13 protein-coding genes are annotated in these 21,235 nt (G+C 70.3%); 8 read left to right on the top strand and 5 right to left on the bottom strand.

Translation table 11 applies throughout. The features are described from left to right. Positions 1–2: 2 nt before the first annotated feature. Entirely contained in the window at positions 3–725 is a 723-nt protein-coding gene (locus tag VFV19_00980; protein HEX4822864.1) for a metallophosphoesterase, read from the bottom strand. A gap of 69 nt (positions 726–794) precedes the next feature. Between VFV19_00980 and VFV19_00975 the strand changes: the two genes are divergently transcribed. The 6 genes from VFV19_00975 to VFV19_00950 all read left to right on the top strand — a co-directional run bounded on the left by VFV19_00975 (position 795) and on the right by VFV19_00950 (position 8,839). After that, complete coding sequence (locus VFV19_00975; protein ID HEX4822863.1) at positions 795–2,501, top strand: hypothetical protein; 1,707 nt, start codon at positions 795–797, stop codon at positions 2,499–2,501. 18 nt (positions 2,502–2,519) lie between these two features. Further along, positions 2,520–4,595 (top strand): elongation factor G, encoded by a 2,076-nt coding sequence (fusA, locus tag VFV19_00970; protein ID HEX4822862.1) that lies wholly within the window; start codon positions 2,520–2,522, stop codon positions 4,593–4,595. A gap of 117 nt (positions 4,596–4,712) precedes the next feature. Further along, a complete protein-coding gene (locus VFV19_00965; GenBank protein HEX4822861.1) occupies positions 4,713–5,078 on the top strand; it encodes an Hsp20/alpha crystallin family protein in 366 nt (121 codons plus the stop codon). A gap of 99 nt (positions 5,079–5,177) precedes the next feature. Continuing rightward, positions 5,178–7,634 carry an endopeptidase La gene (gene lon / locus VFV19_00960; GenBank protein ID HEX4822860.1) on the top strand — a complete coding sequence of 819 codons (2,457 nt, stop codon included), beginning with the start codon at positions 5,178–5,180 and terminating at the stop codon, positions 7,632–7,634. 217 nt (positions 7,635–7,851) lie between these two features. Then, complete coding sequence (locus VFV19_00955; protein ID HEX4822859.1) at positions 7,852–8,055, top strand: cold shock domain-containing protein; 204 nt, start codon at positions 7,852–7,854, stop codon at positions 8,053–8,055. Between the two features lie 64 nt (positions 8,056–8,119). Then, positions 8,120–8,839, top strand: coding sequence for a thiamine diphosphokinase (locus tag VFV19_00950; GenBank protein ID HEX4822858.1), 720 nt, complete (start codon positions 8,120–8,122; stop codon positions 8,837–8,839). On the opposite strand, the gene VFV19_00945 is transcribed toward VFV19_00950, so the two are convergent. The 3 genes from VFV19_00945 to VFV19_00935 are packed head-to-tail and all read right to left on the bottom strand — an operon-like array spanning position 8,749 to position 13,025. Further along, the gene (locus VFV19_00945) at positions 8,749–9,774 is read right to left on the bottom strand and encodes a hypothetical protein (GenBank protein ID HEX4822857.1); all 1,026 of its coding nucleotides are present in this window, start codon (positions 9,772–9,774) and stop codon (positions 8,749–8,751) included. The genes VFV19_00950 and VFV19_00945 overlap by 91 nt on opposite strands. Before the next feature lie 4 nt (positions 9,775–9,778). After that, positions 9,779–10,978 (bottom strand): Xaa-Pro peptidase family protein, encoded by a 1,200-nt coding sequence (locus tag VFV19_00940; GenBank protein ID HEX4822856.1) that lies wholly within the window; start codon positions 10,976–10,978, stop codon positions 9,779–9,781. Between the two features lie 22 nt (positions 10,979–11,000). Next, positions 11,001–13,025, bottom strand: a complete 2,025-nt coding sequence (locus tag VFV19_00935; protein ID HEX4822855.1) for a carbon starvation CstA family protein — start codon at positions 13,023–13,025, stop codon at positions 11,001–11,003. Positions 13,026–13,099: 74 nt separating this feature from the next. Between VFV19_00935 and VFV19_00930 the strand changes: the two genes are divergently transcribed. Both VFV19_00930 and VFV19_00925 read left to right on the top strand, forming a co-directional pair. Beyond that, the gene (locus tag VFV19_00930) at positions 13,100–14,254 is read left to right on the top strand and encodes a diguanylate cyclase (GenBank protein HEX4822854.1); all 1,155 of its coding nucleotides are present in this window, start codon (positions 13,100–13,102) and stop codon (positions 14,252–14,254) included. 70 nt (positions 14,255–14,324) lie between these two features. Then, positions 14,325–16,367 carry a M1 family aminopeptidase gene (locus tag VFV19_00925; protein ID HEX4822853.1) on the top strand — a complete coding sequence of 681 codons (2,043 nt, stop codon included), beginning with the start codon at positions 14,325–14,327 and terminating at the stop codon, positions 16,365–16,367. Between the two features lie 2 nt (positions 16,368–16,369). Here the strand turns inward: VFV19_00925 and VFV19_00920 are convergent, their stop codons facing one another. After that, entirely contained in the window at positions 16,370–21,208 is a 4,839-nt protein-coding gene (locus VFV19_00920; protein HEX4822852.1) for a hypothetical protein, read from the bottom strand. Between the last annotated feature and the right edge of the window lie 27 nt (positions 21,209–21,235).

The raw sequence follows: 21,235 nt of genomic DNA, 5'->3' as shown, positions 1-21,235 counted from the left end.
CTCTAGACGAGATAGCCGCGCGGGCTCCGGCAGGGGACGGACGCGATGCGGTCCTCCTCGGGGCACCAGGCCGTGAGGCGTCCGCCGTACACGCACGCGGAGTCGAGGCCGAGCGTGCGCTCGGAGCGGTAGAAGCCGCGCATCGCCCAGTGGCCGTGCACGACGAGATCCTCGCCGGTGTAGAAGGCGTCCCACGGCTTGAACGGGGGAGGCGCGTCCTCCGGCCGGCCCGTGAAACGCGCGCGCTCGCCGAACGCGTCGCAGCACCGGACGCGGGTGAGGAACGTCACGTCGTCGCTCCGGAGCCAGCCGTCGTCGTGCGGCTGCGCGGCGACGCGCGCGGCGACGGCGTCGAGGTCGAGCCACCGCGGGTGGAGGCCGGCGTGGACGAGCAAGACGCCGCCGAAGTCGTGCATCGCGGGCGACGCGCGCAGGCGCTCCAGGAGATCGTCCGCATCCGCCGCCGCGAAGAGCTCGTCGAGACGGTCCCTCCGCCGCGGCGCGCTGCCGGAGCGAGCGAGGAGCGCGTAGACGTCGTGGTTGCCGAGGACGGTTCGTCCTCCCGCGTCGCGCCAGAGCCGGAGCGCCGCGAGCGAGTCCGGTCCGGTGTTGACCAGATCGCCGGCGCTCCACAGCTGGTCGCGCCCGGCCGAGAAACCGATGTGATTGAGGAGGTCCTCGAGCTCGCGGGCGCACCCGTGGACATCCCCGACGATCCAGCGCATCGCGGTCCATCGTACGACGCCCCCCTGAGGTCGCGCCTGGTAGAATCCGCTCCGGGAGGTGCTGGCCCTGTGTCCGATCTCATCTGGGGCTTCGACGAGCTGACCCGTTTCATCAAATGGGACGACGCCGAGGTCCGCTATTGGGCGATCGACCGCCTCATCCGGCACTACCCCGAATCCTGCTGTGACGCGATCTCCGGCTTCGTCCTCGACGATCACGACGCCACTCCCGAGCGCGTCGCCCGCCATCTCGGCGAGCACGGCTCGGCGAACCATCACGCGATCCTCCTGCGGGGGTTCAAGCTCCTGCGCGGAACGGTCCCCGGCCACTGCCTCCAGGCGCTCGCGCGCCTCGGTTATCCGGGAACGGTCGACCTCGCCGCGACCGTGCTCCATCGCGGCGACCTCAACGATGCCGCGGTCGCGATCATCGTCGAGGCGCTCGCCGATCTCGGCACGCTGCATGCGCGCGATCTCGTCCGCGAGTTCGTCCAGAAGAAGGGCGAGTTGCTCGCCGAGCCTCAAGCATTCCGCGGCGTGCTCAAGATCGTCGAGGCGCAGGAGATCCCGGAGATCCTCGCGCGTTTCGTGACCGCGCTCCAGTGGCGCGGCGCGCATCGCGCCGGCGAGGGATTCCGCACCCTGATGGACGCGCTCATGGTGGACGACTGTGCCTGGTGCTTCCGCACCGGGCCGTCCGGACGCATCGAGCTTCGGAAGACGATCAAGGCGGTCGAGTCCGGCTACGACTGCGACGTCCTGGCCGCGATGGGCGAGACGACGATCAAGCAGATCGCCCAACGCTTCCGTGTCGGCGATCACGCCGAGATCATCCGCGCGATCGGCGACTGGTCGCGCGCGGCCGCGTCGAAGCTTCCTGCGGATCCCGAAGACGATGTTCCGCAGCGCCTCTCCGCGGCGGTCGGCGCGTTCGCGTCGCCTTCGATGCTCGAGGAGTCCGAGAAGCTCGGCCACCAGTTCCAGCAGTGGGTCGTCGGCTTCCAGCTCTCCGCCGCGTTCGCGATCGCGCGCTACATGAATCCGGCGCTCGCCTTGAAGCGCGCGCGCGGCGACCTGGACAAGCTTCTCAAGCTCGCGGAGGTCGAGACCGCGTTCCTCGTGCCGGACCTCCCCTCCGCCGTCGCCGTGCTCTGCCGCGAGGACGAGCCGCGCTCGGCGAAGGCGCAGGACTGGTGCCTCAGGATGCTCGAGGCGCAGGGCCCGTTCTTCCCCAAGGTCGTGGCCCTCGAGATGCTCGGCGAGCTGAAGGCGGTGCATTTCATCCCCGAGGTCATGGAGTACCTCTCCGACGAGAACTCCTACGTCTACGGGGCGGCCGAGCGTGCGCTCTCCGCGATGGGGGACGCGATCGTCGCGCCCGCCAAGGCGAAGCTCGACGCGCGCTCGCTCGACCCCGACGCGGCCCACAGCCTCCTCGTCCTCCTCTGCGATCTCGGGTCGCGGGGCAGCTACGAGGTCGTGACGACGCACCTCGAGTGGTTCATGGACGAGGTGGGCCCGGGGTCGACCGCCGAGTGGATCAGCCTCTTCGGAACGAAGGAGCTCATCGACCCGCTCCGCGAATGGCTCGACGAGGACCCGGCGCTGGTCGGGCAGGCGGTGCTTCTCCTCGGATCGATCCACAACATCAGGATCCCCGAGGAAGAAGAGATCCTTCGTGCGATCGAGGACGAGCGCCAGCGGATCGAGGCCGAGCCCGAGGCCGACGGGGCCGGGGGCGGGTCGGATCGCGACGGGGGCAGCTACCTGAACTGACGGAGTGCGAGGTCGGCCGTGCCCCCGTTCCCGAAGGAATGCATTCGCAACATCGGAATCGTTGCCCACATCGATGCGGGCAAGACGACGACGAGCGAGCGCTTCCTCTTCTACTCCGGCCGCAGCCACAAGATGGGCGAGGTCCATGACGGCCAAGCGATCATGGACTTCCGGGAAGACGAGCGCGATCGCGGCATCACGATCTCGGCCGCGGCAACGACGCTCTCGTGGGCCGGTCACCGCATCAATCTGATCGACACCCCCGGTCACGTCGACTTCACCGCGGAGGTCGAGCGCGCGCTCCGCGTGCTCGACGGCGCCGTCGTCATCTTCGACGGGGTCGAGGGGGTCGAGCCGCAGTCCGAGACCGTCTGGCTCCAGGCCGACCGCTACCACGTCCCGCGGCTCGCCTTCGTCAACAAGATGGACCGCATCGGCGCCGACTTCGCCGCCGCGGTGCGGGGGATCGAGGAGCGTCTCGGCGCCAAGGCGATCCCGATCCAGATCCCCGACGGCGCCGCCGAGACTTTCGCCGGCGTCGTCGATCTCATCGCCGAGCGGCATCTCACCTTCGACCAGGGGTCGTTGGGGCGTGAGGTCGTCGCCGCTCCGGTTCCGGCGCACATGACCGCCGACGTCGCCGCGGCGCGCGCCTCGATGATCGAGAAGCTGGCCGATCTCCACGAGCCGCTCGCCGAGCTGTACCTCGCGGAAACTCCCATCGGCCAAGACGACCTCCACGCCGCGCTCCGCGCCGTCACCGTCGGGCACAAGGCGGTCCCCGTCCTCTGCGGTGCGGCGCTCCGGAACGCGGGGATCCAGCCGCTCCTCGACGCGGTGTGCGCCTATCTCCCGTCGCCGCTCGACGTCGGCCCCGCTCAAGGGACCGACCCGAAGGACGGGAGCGCCGTCGAGAGGCCGCCCGAGGACAAGGCGCCGTTCTCGGCGCTCGTCTTCAAGATCCAGGCCGACGCGTCGGCCGACCTCTTCTTCCTTCGCGTCTATTCCGGGACCCTCGAAGCCGGTGAGCGCGCGTGGAACCCGCGCACGCGCGACCGCGAGCGGTTGCGTCGCGTGCTGCGCATGCATGCCGATCGCGGCGAGCCGGTGGAGACGCTCGAGGCGGGCGACATCGTCGCGGTCGCCGGCCTCCACCGCTCGGTGACCGGCGACACGCTCTGCGAGGAAGGGCGCCCCGTCCTCCTCGAGCCGATCCGCTTCCCGACGACGGTCGTCTCGGTGGCGATCGAGCCGAAGACGAGCGCCGACCGCGACAAGCTCGCCGATCTGATCCCGAGGCTGCAGCGGGAGGACCCGACGCTGCGCACCGCGATCGACCCGGACACAGGCCAGCAGATCCTGTCGGGGATGGGCGAGTTGCACCTCGACGTCACGCTCAAGCGGATCGAGCGGGACTTCGGCGTCAAGCTGGGGTGGGGGAAGCCGCGCGTGTCGTTCCGCGAGACGATTCGCGCGCCGGCCCAAGGCGTCGCGACCTACCAGCGCCAGGTCGCCGGGGAGCAGCTCTACGCGAAGGTCAAGCTCAGGATCGAGCCGCTCGCCGATCCCGGCGCCCGGCCCGACGTCGTCTCCGGCCTCGCCCCGGGCGCGATTCCTCAGTCGTTCGTGCCGGCGCTCGTCGACAGCGTCGCGAATGCGGCTGACGGCGGCGGCCTCTACGGCTACCCGGTCACCGGCCTCAAGGCCACGATCGAAGACGCCGCCTTCTCGGACGCGGGCCAGCCGGAGATCGCGATCAACTCCGCGGCGAGCCACGCCTTCCGCGAGGCGCTCAAGCAGGCGGGAGCGATCGTCCTCGAGCCGTACGGGCGCCTGGAGATCCGTATCCCGGACGAGTACCTGGGCGCCGTCATGAAGACGCTCCAGCAGCGCCGCGCCGTCGTCATGGACACGGCGGGGGGCACCGGCGTGACGATCGTCCGCGGCGTCGCCCCCATCGCCGACATGTTCGGCTACCTGACCGCGCTCCGCTCCCACACCCAGGGCCGCGGCGCCTTCGCGCTCGAGCCTCTCGATTACCGCCCGCTTCCGGCGAATTTGACGGCGCTCCATCACGAGAAGCTGATCGGATAGTCACCAGTCGACGGTGATCGACCGTCGACTCTCCTTGACACTTCCGCGCCTCCGTCTTAACCCGGAGGCGTCACCAACAAAAAGTAAGTCAAGGGTGACAAGGGAGAGCAAAAAACCATGAGACTCGTGCGTTGGGATCCGTTCCAGGACCTGGTTCAGAGCCGCACCTGGGCACCGCCCGTGGACGTTTTCGAGAAGGGAGATCAGCTCACGTTCAAGGCCGAGCTGCCCGGCATCGATCGCGAGAACCTCGACGTTCACGTCGAGGACGGCGTCCTGACGATCAGCGGCGAGCGCAAGCAGGACGAGACCGACATGTACCGCCGCGAGCGCGTCCACGGGACGTTCACCCGCAGCTTCACGCTGCCGAAGAACGTGGACGGGGCGAAGGTCACGGCCACCTACAAGGATGGGATCCTCGAGGTGACGGTGCCCAAGGCGGAAGCCGCAAAGCCGAAGAAGGTGGCGATCCAAGCAGCCTGAGTCAAGCCTCGACGTCGGTCGCGCCCCGGTGGTGGTCTTACGCCCCCGGGGCGCTTACTATCTAACCGGCCGGCGACGAGCCGTGCCGCGAGAGGCCCCATGGCATCCTTAGAGAACATCAGCGTTCCCCCCGAGCTCGGCGTTCTTCCGCTACGGAACAGCGTGCTGTTCCCGCACGCGATCATGCCGATCTCGGTCGGCCGCAGGAAGACGCTCAACCTCCTCGACGACGTCGTGGGGGAGAGCAAGCTCATCGCCGTCGTCTCCCAGCGGAACCCGTCGGAGGACGATCCGGATCCCGCGGGGATGTACCGCATCGGGACCGCGGCGAAGATCCTCAAGGTCGTCAAGCTGAATGGCAACAACGTCAACTTGATCATCCAGGGCCTGAGGCGGATCCGCGTCGACCGGTTCGTCGCGACGGAACCGTTCATGAAGGTGGCGGTGACCGCGCTCGAGGAGCATCTCGACGCGACCGTCGACCTCGACGCGCTCGTGCGGAGCCTCATCAACCAGTTCCAGCGCCTCGTGCAGAACTCGCAGAACATCTCGAACGATCTCGGCGAGATGGTCCTCTCGGCCGGCGCCGGCGATCCTGCGCGCCTGTCCGACCTCGCCGCGTCGGTGCTCAACATCCCCGTCGAGGAGAAGATCGGTCTCCTCGAGCGCAACAACGTGAAGGACCGGATCCAGAAGCTCGTCGAGATCACGACCCGCGAGGTCGAGCTCCAGGAGATCTCGAGCCGCATCCAGTCGCAGGTCGCCGACGAGGTGGGCAAGACGCAGCGTCAGTACTACCTCCGCGAGCAGATGAAGGCGATCCAGAAGGAGCTCGGCGAGGACGACGACCGCGGGCAGGAGATCGAGGAGTTCAAGAAGAAGATCGAAGCTGCCGGCATGCCCGAGGAAGCGAAGAAGGTCGCCGAGAAGGAGCTCGACCGGCTGAGCAAGATGCCGCCGCAGGCGGCCGAGTACACGGTCTCGCGCACGTACCTCGACTGGCTCGTGTCGCTCCCCTGGTCGGCCGAGACCGAGGACAAGGTCGACGTCAAGGAGGCGCGGCAGATCCTCGACGAGGATCACTACGACCTCGAGAAGGTCAAGGACCGCATCCTCGAGTTCCTCTCCGTGCGTGCGCTCAAGAAAGACCTCAAGGGCCCGATCCTCTGCCTCGCGGGGCCTCCCGGCGTCGGCAAGACGTCGCTCGGCAAGTCGATCGCGCGGGCGATGGGCCGGAAGTTCGGCCGCATCTCGCTCGGCGGCATCCGCGACGAGGCGGAGATCCGCGGCCACCGCCGGACCTACATCGGCTCGCTTCCGGGCCGCGTCATCCAGGGCCTGAAGCGCGCCGGGACGCGGAACCCCGTCATCATCCTCGACGAGATCGACAAGGTGGGGACCGATTTCCGCGGCGACCCGTCGTCGGCGCTCCTTGAGGTGCTCGACCCCGAGCAGAACCACGCCTTCTCCGACCACTACCTCGAGGTGCCGTTCGACCTGAGCAAGGTCTTCTTCATCACGACCGCGAACGTGCTCGACACGATCCCGCCGGCGCTCCGAGACCGCATGGAGGTGCTGCGCCTCCCCGGATACACGGAAGAGGAGAAGCTCGAGATCGCGCGGACGCACATCGTGCGCCGCCAGATCGAGGAGCACGGCCTCAACGAAGAGCGCATCGAGTTCACCGAGAGCGGACTCCGCGCCATCGTCAACGACTACACGCGCGAGGCGGGCGTCCGTAACCTCGAGCGCGAGATCGCGAACGTCTGCCGCAAGGTGGCGAGGAAGGTCGTCGAAGGGGAAGCGGCGAAGGTCGTCGTCACCCAGGAGAACGTCTCCGAGTTCCTCGGCCCCGTGCGGTTCTTCCGCGAGATCGCGGAGCGCACCGACCGGAGCGGCGTCGCCGTCGGCCTCGCCTGGACGTCGGTCGGCGGCGAGATCCTCTTCGTCGAGTCGACCATGATGAAGGGGCGCGGGAAGATCACGATCACCGGCCGCCTGGGCGACGTCATGCGGGAGTCGGCGCTCGCCGCGCTCTCGTGGATCCGCTCGAACGCGAGGGCGCTCGGGATCGACGACGGTCTCTTCGACCGCAGCGATTTCCACATCCACGTGCCTGCCGGCGCCACGCCGAAGGACGGCCCGTCCGCCGGCGTGACGCTCACCGTCTCGCTCGTCTCGCTCCTCACCGGCCTGCCGGTGCCGGACGAGCTGGCGATGACCGGCGAGATCACCCTCCGCGGGAAGGTTCTCCCGGTCGGCGGCATCAAGGAGAAGGTGATCGCCGCGAAGTCGGCGGGGATCCGCGTCGTGATCCTCCCGGACAAGAACGAAAAGGATCTCGAGGACGTCTCCACTGCGGTGCGGGCGGTCCTCACGTTCAAGTTCGTCTCGGAGATCGAGCAGGTGCTCGACATCGCCTTCGGCCCCGCCCTCCACGAGAGGGCGCGGAAGGCGGCGGAGGTGCCGGTCGGGGATCGCCCCGAGCGCCGGACCACCGACGAGGAAGCCGAGGACGAGCCGACCACGACGATCCCGGCTCCGACCGAGGCGTAAGAACCGCCCGTCCCTTGCACGCCCCCGGGGTTGGCTTTACACTGCCCCCGGTGCGTCGCAGCGTTTCGCCCGGTTCCATCGGACCACCTGGCGCGGGAGACATGGCGACCAGGTGGTCTTTTTGTATCAGGGGGTTACGCGGCGTCGCCCCGGGATGCCGGAAGGCCCGCGTCCCGAACAAGTGATCGGCTCGCGATTAGGAATTGGAGGTTCAGAAGTGGCTAAGGGCAAAGTGAAGTGGTTCAACAACAGCAAGGGGTACGGGTTCATCGCGCGTGAGGATGGTCCCGACGTTTTCGTGCACTACTCGGCCATCCACGCCGAGGGGTACAAGACGCTCGACGAAGGGATGGAGGTCGAGTTCGAGATCAAGGAAGGGCCCAAGGGTCCTCAGGCCGAGAACGTCACTCGCGTCGGCTGATCTCAACTGAAGCCGGAAATCCAAAGGCCCCGGGGTTCGCCCCGGGGCTTTTTCATTGAGGCCCATGACCCGCACGCTGCCCTTCATCGAGCTCGATGCCCCGTCCGCGCGGACGGCGGTGCTCGCCCTCGAGGGCGCGAGCTCGCGTGATCTCGTCCTCGCGCTCGCGCTCGCGCGCCGTTACGACGACGCCCCGCTCTCCATCGCCGTCGACGGCGGACTGGCCGCGTTCGTCGCGCTCCGACGGCGACCGGCGGTGATCGCCGGCGACTTCGATTCCGTGCGCTCGAGCGTTCACGGACTGAAGCGGATCCGCTTTCCCCGGGAGAAGGACTTCAGCGATTTTGCCGGCGCGCTCGCCGAGGCGATCCCCCGTCGCGTGCGCCTGGTCGTCGTCGCCGGCCTGCTCGGCGGCCGCATCGATCACGAGTGGGCGAACCTCTTCGAAGCGGGGCGTGCCGCGAAGCGCCTCGCCGCGGTCGTCGCGATCGACCGGCGAGCCCTCGTCGTCGTCACGGCCCGCGACGTCACGCTGCGCGTGCCGCGTCGAAGGCTCGTCTCGGTCTTCGCGCTCAACGGTCCGGCGCAGGTCTCCTTGCGCGGGACACGCTGGAAGCTTTCGAGAAAGCGTCTGCTCCCGGGGTCGCTCGGCCTCTCGAACCTGGCCGCCGCGCGAACGGTCGCGCTGACCGTTCACTCCGGCGTCGCGGCCCTCGTCGTCCCGTCGAGGAACGCGAAGACCTCGCGGGCGACCCGCGCGCGCTCGAGCAGGACGGTGCCGTGACCGGACTCGAGCCAGACCGAGCGGGCGGGCCGGAGCGCGGCCTCCAGACGCTCGGCGGACGGCGGCGGGTCGACGAGGTCGTGACGCCCGGCGATGTACAGGACCGGGCGCCCGTTGAGGCGGGGGACGTAGCGCTCGAGCTGGATCGCGTCGACCATCCGGTCGAGCCGCTCCTCGTCGATCCCCGCGCGGCGTAGTCCCTCGAGCGTGCCGCGACCGAGGACGCCGTGGCGGAGGCCGTGGGCGTACCGATTCGTCGACGCGATCGACACGAGGAGCAAACCGTCGAGCTCGCCGGCCGCCGCCGCGAGGAGCGTCTGGAACGCGCCGAGGCTGAACCCCACGACGGCGGCGGGCGTCAGGCCCGCCGCTTCGACGAGCGCCGCGTGGAGCGCCTTCTGGTCCCACGCCCACTGCCGGAGCGCCGCGTAAAGGCGCCACGGGTTCGGGTTGACCGTTCCCTCTCCGGAGAACCATCCGGACGGCGCACGCTCGAAGTGATACGGCGCCGCCATCATGACGACGGGAAAGCGCTCGCGCAGCGGCGCCAGGAACCACTCCCACAACGCCCAGTGGCGTTGCAGCAGCGGATGATGGAAGACGAGAGCCTTCTTGTCTTTGCGCGCGCGCCGCGCCGGGAAGATCCGCGCCACCACGCGGTCGTTGGCGCCGTGCCCGGAGGGCAGCGGCGAGTCGAAGACGATCTCGCGCGTGCCGTTCTTGAGCGGCCGCACCGAGAGGCCCGAGGGGGCGACGGGACCGGGAGGTCTCACGAACGCGAGCAGGTCGCCCCCCGCGGCGACGCACGCGGCCTCGGCCTCGTCGATCCCCCCGGGGCCGAAGTGGCGGAGGGGATCCTTGTGCCAGCCGAGGCCGAGCAATCGGTTCTTCAGGCGGAGCGAGTGCTCGACACCGTGGATGACCGCGGGACGCACGGGACTAGGCCGGCCCCACGAGCCACAGGCGATCCTGCGACTTCGAGAGGAACTCGGCGCCGCTGTCGGTCACGGCGACGATGTCCTCGCACGTGGCGATGCCGTGGCCGGGCACCGTGAGCCGCGGCTCGATCGTGTAGCACTGCCCGGGCTCGATCGGCAGCATCGGCGTGTTCCCGTAGCGCTCCCAGCGGGGCAGGAGGCCTCCGCCGCCGTCGTGCGCGACGCGGCCGATCTGGTGTCCCGTCCCGTGCGGGTACTCGTCGTAGCCGGCGGTCGTCACGACGCCGCGGGCGACGTCGTCGATCTCGGCGCCGGTCTTCCCCGGGCGGATCGCGCGGGCCGCGTCCTTGATCGAGCGCAGGATCGTGTCGAACCCCTTCTGGACGGCGTCGGGGGCGCGCGTCTCGCCGGGCTTGAGCACGTACCAGGTGCGTTGCAGGTCGGAGCAGTAGCCGTCCTTCCGGACGCCGAAGTCGATGTTGACGATGTGGCCGGGCTCGATCGGCCGGTCGGTCGGGCCGGCGTGCGCGCCGGCCGAGTCGGGACCGGTGAACACGGCGGGGCAGTGCTCCTCGTCCCACGCGGGTGCCAGCGCGCGGCGGCGCATCTCGTCCGTGACCATCGAGGCGAACTGCTTCTCGGTGACGCCGGCCTTGAGCTTCGGCGTCACCGCCTCGAAGATTTCGACGGTGACCTCGCACGCGGCGCGGATGCGTTGCCGCTCGCCGGCGGTCTTGCGGCCGCGGAGCGCGGCGATGAGCCGCTCGGAGCTGACGAGCCGCGGCGGATAGGGCGTTCCCTCGAGGCTGGCCTGGAGCGACAGCCACTGGCCGTGCGTGATCCCGTCGGCGGCGTGATCGTTGACCGAGTAGTTGATCGCGATCGTCTTCGGGTCGAGACGGGCGAGGAGGCGCCTCAAATCCTCGGTGATCCCCTGCGTGTACGGGACGATCTCGGCGTAGTGCCCGTGCATCGCGACGTTCGCCTTGTCGAGGCTGCCGACGATCGCGACGCGGTCGCCGCGGCGCGTCAGGAGGAACGCCGAGTGCCACGTGACGTTCGTGCCGACGACGAGATCGAGCGACGGATCGTGCATCTCCGCGCTCTCGCGCGTGAAGAGCATCCAGCAATCGAGCCCGAGCTCGGTGAGGATCGCGGGAACCTGATCGATCTTTTCGCGGACCAGAGGATTTCCAGCCATCGCCCCCTCCCGGCCGACGATGCTAGCAACAGCGGGTCCGCCCGCCAACCGGAGGAATCTCGCCGAACGCCGCGCCGCCGCCCTCGGGAGCCGCGTCGGGCTCGACCGGCACGAGCCCGAGGGCGACCCGGCGCCATTGCCGCGCGGCCGAGAGCACGACGGTCGCCACGAGCACGAGGAAGACCGCGGCGACCACGGCGTCGAGCCGGGCGTTCCACGCGTCGCGCGCGTCGGTCCCGGGATGCGCCGCCTTGGCGAGGAATCCCAGCGCCGGGTCGGAGCTCCCGATGAGCTCCACCCCGGCGGTCATCGTGACGATGAGGAGAAACGCCAGCGGGACGGCGGTGACCCAGGCGTATCGGGCGCGGCCGGTCCGCACGAGGATCGTCGTCGCGACGGCGAGCGCGGTCGCAGCGAGGAGCTGGTTCGAGAGCCCGAAGAGCGGCCACAGCGCGCGGATGCCGCCCTTCGGGTCGTCGACCCCCGCGCGCAGGAAGTAGCCCCACGCCGCGACGAACGCGGCGCTCGTCGCGACGTTCGCCGCCCAGCTCGACCCCGCGAGGCGCGGGCTCGCTCGGGCCAGCGCGTCCTGGAGCAGGTAGCGGCCCGCCCGCGTCCCGGCATCGAGCGTCGTCAGGATGAACAGCACCTCGAACATGACCGCGAAGTGGTACCAGAGCGCCGCCGCACGATCGCCGCCGAAGACCCCATGGAAGATCGACGCCATCCCCACGGCGAGCGAGGCCGACCCGCCGGTGCGCGCGGTGAGCGTCGCCTCGCCGACGTGGGCGGCGAGCGCCTGCATCTCAGCCGCGGTCACGGGGAAGCCCTGCGAGGTGATCCACTCGGGCGTCATCCGCGAGTTGATCGCGAAGTACTGCCCGGGCGGCAGCGACGCCGCCGCGATCATGGCCATGATCGCGACGAAGCTCTCGAGGAGCATGCTGCCGTAGCCGACCATGCGCGCGTCGGTCTCGCGTGTCAGGAGCTTGGGCGTCGTTCCCGATGCGACGAGCGCGTGGAAGCCGGAGACGGCCCCGCACGCGATCGTGATGAAGCAGAACGGGAAGACCCGTCCCCCGAAGAGCGGCCCGGTCCCCGAGGCGAACACGGTGACGGCCGGGAGCTTCAGCTCGGGACGCACCCAAGCGATCCCGACCGCAAGCAGGCCGATCGTCCCGAGCTTGACGAACGTCGAGAGGTAGTCGCGTGGTGCCAGGAGCAGCCAGATCGGGAGGATCGACGCCGCGAGGCCATACGCGATGACCGCCCAGGCGAGCGGAACGCGCCCGAGCGTGAACGCCGGGCCCCACGTCGCGTGCGCCGCGACGCCGTGCCCCGCGAGGAGCGCGACCGCGAGGAGGCCGACGCCGATCGCCGTCGCGATCGCCACGCGCGGGGTCGACTGGCCATGCCCCCGCATGACCCCGCCCATGAGCATCGCGATCGGGATCGTCGCCGCGCAGGTGAAGAGCCCCCACGGCGACTCGGCGAGGAGGTTCACGACGACGAGCGCCAGCACCGCGATGAGGATGATCATGATGAGCACGATCCCGAGCGTCCCCGCCGCCGCCCCCCACGGGCCCAGAACGTCGCGCGTCATGCGTGCGAGCGAGCGCCCGTCGCGCCGGAGCGACGCCGCGAGGATGACGAAGTCTTGGACCGCGCCGCCGAGGAGCACGCCGGCCAGGATCCAGATCGTCCCCGGCAGGTAGCCGAACTGCGCGGCCAGAGTCGGCCCCAGGAGCGGACCGGGACCCGCGATCGCCGCGAAGTGGTGCCCGAACACCACCCACCGGTGCGTCGGCACGAAGTCCCTTCCGTCGGCGAGGCGCACCGCGGGCGTCGTGCGGCGGTCGTTCAGGGCCAGCACCTTCGCCGCGATGAACTTCGAATAGAACCGGTACCCGATCAGGTAGCAGCACACCGCGGCCACGAGCAGATGCCCCGCCGAGACCGGCTCGTGCCGCACGATCGCGATCATTCCGAACGAGAACGCCCCGAGGACGGCGACGGCGGCCCAAAGCGTCCGGCGGAGCCAGGTCATGGGCCCGGATTCTAAGTTGCCCGCACCGCGGCCGGGACCTATGTTCCGCCGCGATTACGTTTTCGGGGGGTGCGATGCGTCACGAGCGAGCTCAGGCCGGCGGTTCCTTCCTCATCGACGTCAAGGGCACGATCGTCGGGTTCGACGGCGACATGGAGCGTCTGACCGGCTGGACGGCGGCCGACGTCGTGGGCCGCCTCGCGGGCGCGCGCCTCCTCGCCGACGGCGCCTTCGATCCGGCCGCGGCCCGAGACTCGGTCGAGATGGCCCTCCTCGGTCGCGACGGCCACGTCATCGACGTGGAAGCGACGGTCACCCAGAGCGCCGCCGCCCCGAACCGCTACACCGTGTCGGTGTTGCGTGTCGTCTCACGCGCCGAATCCGAGCGCCCCAGCTCGGCGGGCCGCGACCCGCTGACCGGCCTCGCCGCGCGCGAGACGTTCCTCGAGCGCCTCGGCGTCGAGATGCGCGAAGCGTCGTCGACCGGCCGTCCGCTCGCCGTCGTCGTCGCCGACGTCGATCATCTCCGCAAGGTCGTCGACGCGCACGGGCGCGAGGCTGCGACCAACGTGCTCCGCAAGCTGGCCGGCGTCCTCCGCGCGATCGTGCGCGACGGCGACCTCGTCGCCCGCGTCGAGGACGACGACTTCGCCGTGATCCTCCCCGGCCTCGGCCGCGGCAGCGCGCGCCAGATCGCCGCGCGCCTCCGCTCGAACGTCGAGCGCACCCGCTTCACCGCGCTGTGGGACCCGGACGTCACCTTCGGCGTGACGCTCTCGCTCGGCGCCGCGTCCTACCCGACCGACGCCGACAATGAGACCGACCTCCTGAGCCGCGCGCACGAGGCGTTGAAAGAGGCGCGCGCCCTCGGCCGCAACCGCGTGTGGTGCTACACGCGCCGCCCGCGCGTGCCGCTGCGCACGCCCGTCTATCTCGACGGTTCGTCGCCGCTTCTCCTGGGCTACTCGCAGGACCTCTCGCCTTCGGGCCTCTTCGTGAGCACGCCGGCTCCCATCGACATCGGCATGCGCTGCGCGCTCTCGTTCCCGCTCCCCACGTCCCAGGGGAACGTCCACGTCATCGGTCGCGTCGTCCGCACCGTCCCCTCGAGCGGCATGGGCCTCGAGTTCGAGAAGTTCGGCCCTCAGGACCGCCACGCGATCGAGGCCTACCTCTACGAGAACGAGTCGCGCACGCTGAGGCCGGAGGGGCGCGTTTTCTCGGTCTGAGTCCAGATAGCCCGCTACTCGGGGCCCCGGTCAGCGCACAATAACGCCAACCGTCTTTCAGGGGGCGTTCATGCGTGTCGCGAACCGTGCCGTGGTCCATCTCATCGTCTGCTCGTGCGCTTCGGCCGCGCTCGCGGACGCGCCGCCAGCGTCATCGCCGTCGTCCCTCTCCGAGGCGAGCCTCGGTGAGTCGTGCGTCGTGGTGCCCACGGGTCGCCTTGCCCAAGGCAACTTCGAGATCCAGCTCGCCGGTGGCACCGTGTGTCCTCTCATCCTGGGGTCAGCGAAGGCCGGCTGGTTCTATGCGGGCAACGCGAAATTTCGATACGTCTCCCACGATCCCGTCGAGTACCCGGTTCTCCGATTCAATGCGAAGACCGAGGGGCGCGTCGACGTCGCGGACGTCGAGGGCGGCGTCGCGATCGACGGCACCGCGGCGACGATTCTGTGGGCGACATCGGGTGAGGCTCCGCCTCTCGCGGGGGACGGAGCCTCTCCGCCGGTCGAGGCCATCCGGAATCGCTTCCGGGATCACAGCGGCGCATTCGAGAAGTACGACGGCGGATCGACGGCTCGTCTGGTGGGTGCTGCGATGCTCGACGGCGTGACGCCGCCGACGGTGCGCGTCGAAATCGGCGGTGGCGACGGGCCGCTCGTCTACACCTACGACGCCGTCGACGAGCGGTCGGAGTCCCTGGAGATCCTCGGCGCGCCACAAACCGACGACGATGCGCGGCGCAAGTGGCCGCGCTCGACGACGCTCTCGGAGCAGCCGATCGGAAGAGATCGTCGTGCACCGGCCGCCCCGGCGTTCCTCATGACCGCAGCCGACTACGAGCTGACGGCGACCTCCGGAGATTTCGTGTCGATCGTCGCGCGCACGACGATCGTGCCGGCCAGGGAACGGCTTCGCGTCCTGAAGTTCGAGATCCCAGGGCCGATCCTCGTCCGGTCGGGACCCGGAAACTCGACCGAGCGGCACTACCACGTGGCGTCCGTGGCGGATGCGCAAGGAGCGCCGCTTGCCTTCGCGCAGGAGAACTCGAGGCTCCTCGTCGATCTCGGCCGCGCAGCCGCGAAGGACCGGCCGGTGACGGTCGTGTTCCGCATCGAAGGCGACTATCTCGTTCGACCCGGCGGCGACAACTACTGGATCCTGGAAGGAGAAGAGCTGTTTCCTCAGCCGCCGTTCGCGGGGCGGCAGTACACGACCCACGGCGTCATCCGGGTCAAGAAGCCGTTCCGTGCGCTGGCCTCCGGCTCGACGGTGAAGCGCAGCGAGGACGGCGACGACAACGTCCTCGAGGTTCGCTCGGAGCTTGCGAGCGGTCTCGTCGCGGTCATCGCCGGGAACTACCAAGTGAACGAGACGAGCCGCGACGGGCTGACCGTGCGCGTCGCCACGTATGCCGGGAAAAACGCCCGCTCGCAGGAGCAGCTCTCCGAGCTTGCGTTCGCGATGATCGATCACATGCAGCGCTTCCTGGGTCCGTTCCCGGTCCCGGAGCTCAACATCGTGCAGGTGAACGACCTCGGCTGGGGACAGGCGCCGCTCGGGATGATGCTCATCACGAACGAAGCGTTCGAGCGAGCGCTACCGCCGGACATCGCACATTTCTACACGCAGGGCGTCAACGAGCGGTTCGCGCACGAGATCGCGCACCAGTGGTGGGGACACGCCCTGCGATGGCCCGGTCCGGAGGAGACGTGGCTGTCCGAGTCGTTCGCGGAGTACTCCGCTGGACTCATGATCAAGCGCGCGCAAGGCAAGGGGGTATTCGACAACTTGAAGGCGACCTGGAAGCTGCGGGCGAAGAACGCCACGCGAGTCGCCCCGATCGCGCTCGCGAACCGGATCTCGTGGAAGGATCCCACGACGGGCTTCGAGGACCGATTCGGCCTGCTCTACGCGAAGGGTCCGTGGCTGCTGACACGACTGCACGAGGAGCTGGGCGACGAGAAGTTCCTGACGTTCCTGAAGTCGTACCAGAAGACGCTGCACGGCAAGGCGGGCTCGACCAAGCTGGTCGCGGACCTTCTCCGCGTCCTCTCCGGCAAGGACTACGCCCCGTTCTTCGACGCGAACTACTGGGGCACTTCGATGCCGGAGTGAGATCACGGCTTGTCGAGCCTCAAGTCCTTGATCGACGCCAGGCTCTTCTCGTCGAACTTGAAGCGGAGCGAGAGGAACGGCCCGCTCTCGGTGCGCTCGGCGGACGAGAAGTTGGTGTCCTTGAAGCCGGCGAAGTTGTAGCCGCCGGTCACCCACAGGTTCTTGATCGCGAGGTAGCCGAGCTCGACGCCCTCGCCGTACGAGGTCAGGCCGGTCTCGTGCACGGTGAACTGCCGCGCGCTCGCGCCGACGGTCCAGCGCTCCTTCACCCACGCGGTGTAGTGGAGCGAGAGGAGCCACGTCGTCGAGCCGGGAATGCCGGTGTCGGCCTCCGGGCCCGCGTGCTTGAAGACGAGGGTCGAGGCGAGACGGTTGCGCGCGTCGATGCGGAAGCCGGCGGCGAAGTTGAAGGCGACGCTGTCGCGCGTCGCGAAGGCGCCGTAACGAGCGTAATCGGTGCCGAGGCCGGGCTCGCCGGGGTCGCGCGGCGGTGTCGCCAGCGACGCCGCGGGCTGTGAGGCGACGCCGCCCGGCGTTACGCCGCCCGCGGTGATCGGACTGCCGCCGGCGATCGTGTTGTCGAGGCGGAACAGGAACTGGAACGGGCCCGTGAGCGGGCGATAGGCGGTGCCGAAGAGCCCTTCGGCGCGCGCGGAGGCCGAACCCGTGCTGGGATCGCTCAGGAAGACCTGCTCGCGGACGAAGAGCGTCCACGGGTCCGAGAGACGGAAGGCGCCGCCGGCGGTGAGCAGATGTCGGACGTCGACGTGGTTGAAGTTGACCTCATACCGCGTCGAGACGAGCGACGTGCCGGCGCGGTACTCGTAGCCCCCCGCGAGGGCGACGAAGTCGGCGGTGCCGTCGCCGCGCGACGTGTCGACGACGGCGGCCGATGCGGTGAGCGAGCTGACCGGCGTCAGCGGGAGCACGGTCTCGACGCCGCTCGACGCGCGGAGCGCGGTGCCCGCGGCGCCTCCCTCGAGCGTGTAGTTCACGAGCGCGCGCGTGTTCGCGCCGATGCGGCTCTCGAGGCCGGCGACGGTGCGGTTGTGCGTGGGGAAGTCGCCGCCCGATTCGATCTCGTGACGGAGGACGAAGCGCCGGCCGTCCTTGATCTCCCACGACACGCCGATGGCCGTGCGATCCGGATATCCGGGGGTGATCGTGCCCGCGATGTTCTGGGCGCGGAACAGCTCGCCGGTCCAGCGCGGCGCGAGCTTGCCCTTCACGCCGGCTTCGAGGAGGAGCGAGCTGTCGGAAACGCCCGCGTTGTCGAAGGAGACGCCGCGGACGGCTCCGCTGAAGGTGAGGACGTCGGTGTGCCGCTCGAAGCCGACGGCGCCCGACGTGCGCTCGAGATGGTTGACCTGATCGTCCTGCCAGAGCGCCTCGCCCTTGACGCGCCACGGTCCCTTCGATTGCCAGCCGGCGAGGATCGACGCCCGCTGTCCGCCCGTGTCCGCGGCGGAGAGGAACGACGGGTTCGCGAAGCCGGCGGGGATGTCGTGGTAGTGCGCCTCCCAGCGGAAGGCGTCGTTCGGTTGCGAGGTCGCGTCGAAGCGATAGGCGACGGCGGTGTCGTCGGCCTGACGGGTCGCCGCCGACTCCGCGGCGATCGTGGTTCCGGGCCGCGCGCGCCAGACGACGTCGACGCCGACCATGTCGAGATCGGAGCCGGCGTGGCCCTCGTGGACGGCGGTGGCGCCGGCGTCGATGTCGGGGGTGGGATGCGCGACGAGCCGTGCGCCGGCCGCGATCTGGTCGGAGCTTCCCGTCCGCGCCTCGTAGAGGACGACGACGTCGATCGGGTTCAGGTCGGGATCGAACGGGCTCACCGGGCCACGGAAGAGGATCGTTCCCGCCTCGGGGTCGAGCGCGTAGTCGAGGTCGGGTTGCTTCACGATCCGCCGGAGGACTTGGTCCGGCCGCCAGCGATCGCGGACCTCGAAGATGACGGTCTGCGAGTACGCGACGACCGGCCGCCGGCTCAGCAGGTACGGACCCGAGGTGCCGTCGGGCGAGAAGGTGTCGCGGATCGCCTGCTGGCCGGTGTCGGCCGCGAACGCTTCGACGGAAACGCGGTCGTTCCCCGCGCGTCCCCAGGCGCCGGTGAGGCGGCGGTCGTAGCGCGCCAGCTCCGTGTGCGTGAACCCGGTCTCGAAGTCGCCCGCCGCGACGAAGCCGGCGGGGCCGTCGAAGCGGACGAAGAGCGGGCCCTGCCGCGCCGCCGCGTCGAGCGTGGGGCCGGTGTCGCCGTAGACGGGGAAGAAGGCGTCCGGGCGGAAGCGGTCGAAGAGGCGGTAGTCGTCGTGCTTCCGCGCGGTGTCGATCGCGACCGTGAGGTGCGATTGATCGAGGACGGGTCCCTGCGCAAAGAGGGCGAGCCGTCCGCCGGAGTCCGAGATGTTGTCCTGGACGCCCGGCGGGAGTCCGCCGTCGCCTTCGACACCGGCGTCGCCGGCGAGATGGCCTTCGGCGAGCCCGGCGACGCGCCAGCCGCCGCCGGCCGGAACCGCGTCGACGAACGCTTCGGCCGTCGTTCGCTCGATCTGCGCGAAGACGCGGATCCGCCCCGGCGTCGAGGGCGGCGCCAGGCGCACGACGGCGAGCCCCTGCGTCATCCGCACCTGGAGCCCCTCGGCGCGCGGGTCGGCGTCGGCGTCGAGCGCGTGCGCGCCCTCGACGACGACGGTGACGAGCGGCTCGTCCCCCGAGCGCATGCCGCCGTCGTCGAGACCCTGGATGCGGACGGTGCACGGCGTCACGCCGTCGGCGACGCAGCGGGATTCCGCGGCCGCGACCTCGAGCGCGACGGTCGCGCCCGGCAGGTAAACGGTCGTGCGCACCGGCTCGATCGAGGCGGGATCGGCGCCCGGCGGCGACGCGCGGAGCTCGAGGACGTTCACGCCCGGCCTCAAGCGCACGCCGACGAAGCGCGAGGCGGAGATCTGTCGCGCGGGCAGCGTGGACGTCGCGCCGACGAGATCCATCGGGACGAGGCTGCCGTTCACGGTGAGATCGAGCCGCGACCCCAGCGGGTAGACGACCTCGACGTTCGTGAACTCGCGCGGCGCGCGCGCGCCGTCCGGCGGGAACGCGATCGCCGCGGCCGCGGGCGCCTTGCGCACCAAGTCTTCCAGCGGATCCTTCGGCGCTTCCGGCGGTGACGTCGCCGCAGCCGTCGGCTGAGGCTCGAGCCTCTGCAGGCCGTGGACGGCGGGATCGGGAGCCGCGTTCGCGCGCTGGGCGACGAGTCCGCGGAGTGTCTCCTGCCACGAAGTGATCTCGGGGTGATCGCCCTCGCACACGAGGGTGACCGAGCCCGGGAAGGTCTCGCCCTGGTCGACGACGTACGCGGCGGCCGCCTCGAGAACGGCGTGCGCGCGCGCCGATCCCGCGGGCCCCGCCGGATCGAGGGAGACGAGCGGCACGACGAGACGTCCGTGGCCGCTCGCGACGGTGCAGCGCGGCACGTGTCCCGGCTTCACCGGGAAGTCGGCGATCACGAGCCCGGCGGCGCGGGTCTCGAGGTAGCGGCTGTCGCAGCCGCCGGCCCAATCGCCGCCGCCGCACGCCGGGGCGAGCGGCGGTGGCAGCGACCCCGGATCGATTCGCACGACGTGCAGGCCCGGCCTCACGCCCTCGAGGTGCCAGCGCCCCGAGACGTCCGTGACCGCGCCGCGGCCATCTTCGAAGACGACGAGAACGCCGGGGACGCCGGGCTCGCCGTCTCCCGGCCGGCCGTCGCCGTCGTCGTCGACGAAGACGCGGCCCACCACCGCGGCCTCTTGCTGGAACGGTCCCGGGATGACGCGCACCGCCGCCGAGGCGGTGGCGCTAACGAGGGCGTTCCCGCCCTGGGTCACCGCCTCGCCGTGCGCCTGGTTCACGATCTCGCCCTCGGCCGCGGTCGGCCCGACGCGCGCGCCGAGGCGGAGCACGTGCGTATCGCCCGGCGCCATGTCGGGGAGCGCGAACCGCAGCGTGACCCCGTCGCCGCCGATCGACGGATCGGGCGCGGCGTTGCCGTCGAGGCGGGCGGTCCCGGCGACGTAGCGCAGCGCGGCCGGCAGGCGGTCGATCGCCACGACCGACGCGAGCGGCGTCGCGGTGCCGGTGTGCGTCACCGTCAGCTCGAAGCCGACGCCGTCCCCGGGCGCGACCGTGGAGCGGTCGGCGATCTTCGTGACGCGCAGGAGCGGCGAGACGATCGGCGTGTGGACCGCGTTGCTCGCGAGCGGACCGGCGGCGAGGGACGACGTCGCCTCGGCGGTCTCGTCGACGGCGTCGTCGGTCGTCGCGTCGGGCCGGACGCGCGCGGTGATCTTCACGGTCACGGTGGCGCCTCGAAGGACCGCTCCGGCCGTCCAGATGGCGGTGCGCGAGGCCGGGTCCCAGCTCCCCGTCGCCGGAGGACTTCCCGCGGCGCCACCTCCCGCGGGGAACGAGGGATCGACGAGGTCGGTGTCGAACGGCAGGCGGATCGTCGCGTCGGGCAGGTCGACGCCGCTGTTGTTCACCGCGGTCACGGTGTAGGTGAGCAGCGTGCCCGGGGCGACGGCGCCGGCGGGCGACACGGAGAGGCGCAGAGGGTCGAATGCCGTCAGGGTCGCCACCGTCGTCGCGACGGTGTTCGAGGTCACGTCGGTCGAGTCGGCGCGCACATGCGCCGTGTTGACGATCGAGGTCCCCGGCGCCGTCGCGGCGAGGGCGGGGAAGGCGAGCAGCAGGACGAGAGCCGTCGCGCACGCGCGGAACAGAGTCCGCGCGCAGACGCCCGCGCGCGCGTCCCAATGAAGGGAGCCGGCGGCATCGGGAGGGCGAACGGGTCCTGCAGTCACGGCTTCGGCGACTCCGAGGAGTGCGGA

The sequence above is a fragment of the Candidatus Polarisedimenticolaceae bacterium genome, assembly GCA_036275915.1.
In the GTDB taxonomy this organism is placed as follows: domain Bacteria; phylum Acidobacteriota; class Polarisedimenticolia; order Polarisedimenticolales; family DASRJG01; genus DASRJG01.
Note: the sequence above shows the minus strand (reverse complement) of the source record. Positions and strands in the feature narration are given on the sequence as shown.

Coding starts and splice junctions, on each gene's coding strand:
- VFV19_00980 (HEX4822864.1), bottom strand. CDS start 725: ATGCGCTGGATCGTCGGGGATGTCCACGGGTGCGCCCGCGAGCTCGAG.
- VFV19_00965 (HEX4822861.1), top strand. CDS start 4,713: ATGAGACTCGTGCGTTGGGATCCGTTCCAGGACCTGGTTCAGAGCCGC.
- lon (HEX4822860.1), top strand. CDS start 5,178: ATGGCATCCTTAGAGAACATCAGCGTTCCCCCCGAGCTCGGCGTTCTT.
- VFV19_00950 (HEX4822858.1), top strand. CDS start 8,120: ATGACCCGCACGCTGCCCTTCATCGAGCTCGATGCCCCGTCCGCGCGG.
- VFV19_00940 (HEX4822856.1), bottom strand. CDS start 10,978: ATGGCTGGAAATCCTCTGGTCCGCGAAAAGATCGATCAGGTTCCCGCG.
- VFV19_00935 (HEX4822855.1), bottom strand. CDS start 13,025: ATGACCTGGCTCCGCCGGACGCTTTGGGCCGCCGTCGCCGTCCTCGGG.
- VFV19_00930 (HEX4822854.1), top strand. CDS start 13,100: ATGCGTCACGAGCGAGCTCAGGCCGGCGGTTCCTTCCTCATCGACGTC.
- VFV19_00925 (HEX4822853.1), top strand. CDS start 14,325: ATGCGTGTCGCGAACCGTGCCGTGGTCCATCTCATCGTCTGCTCGTGC.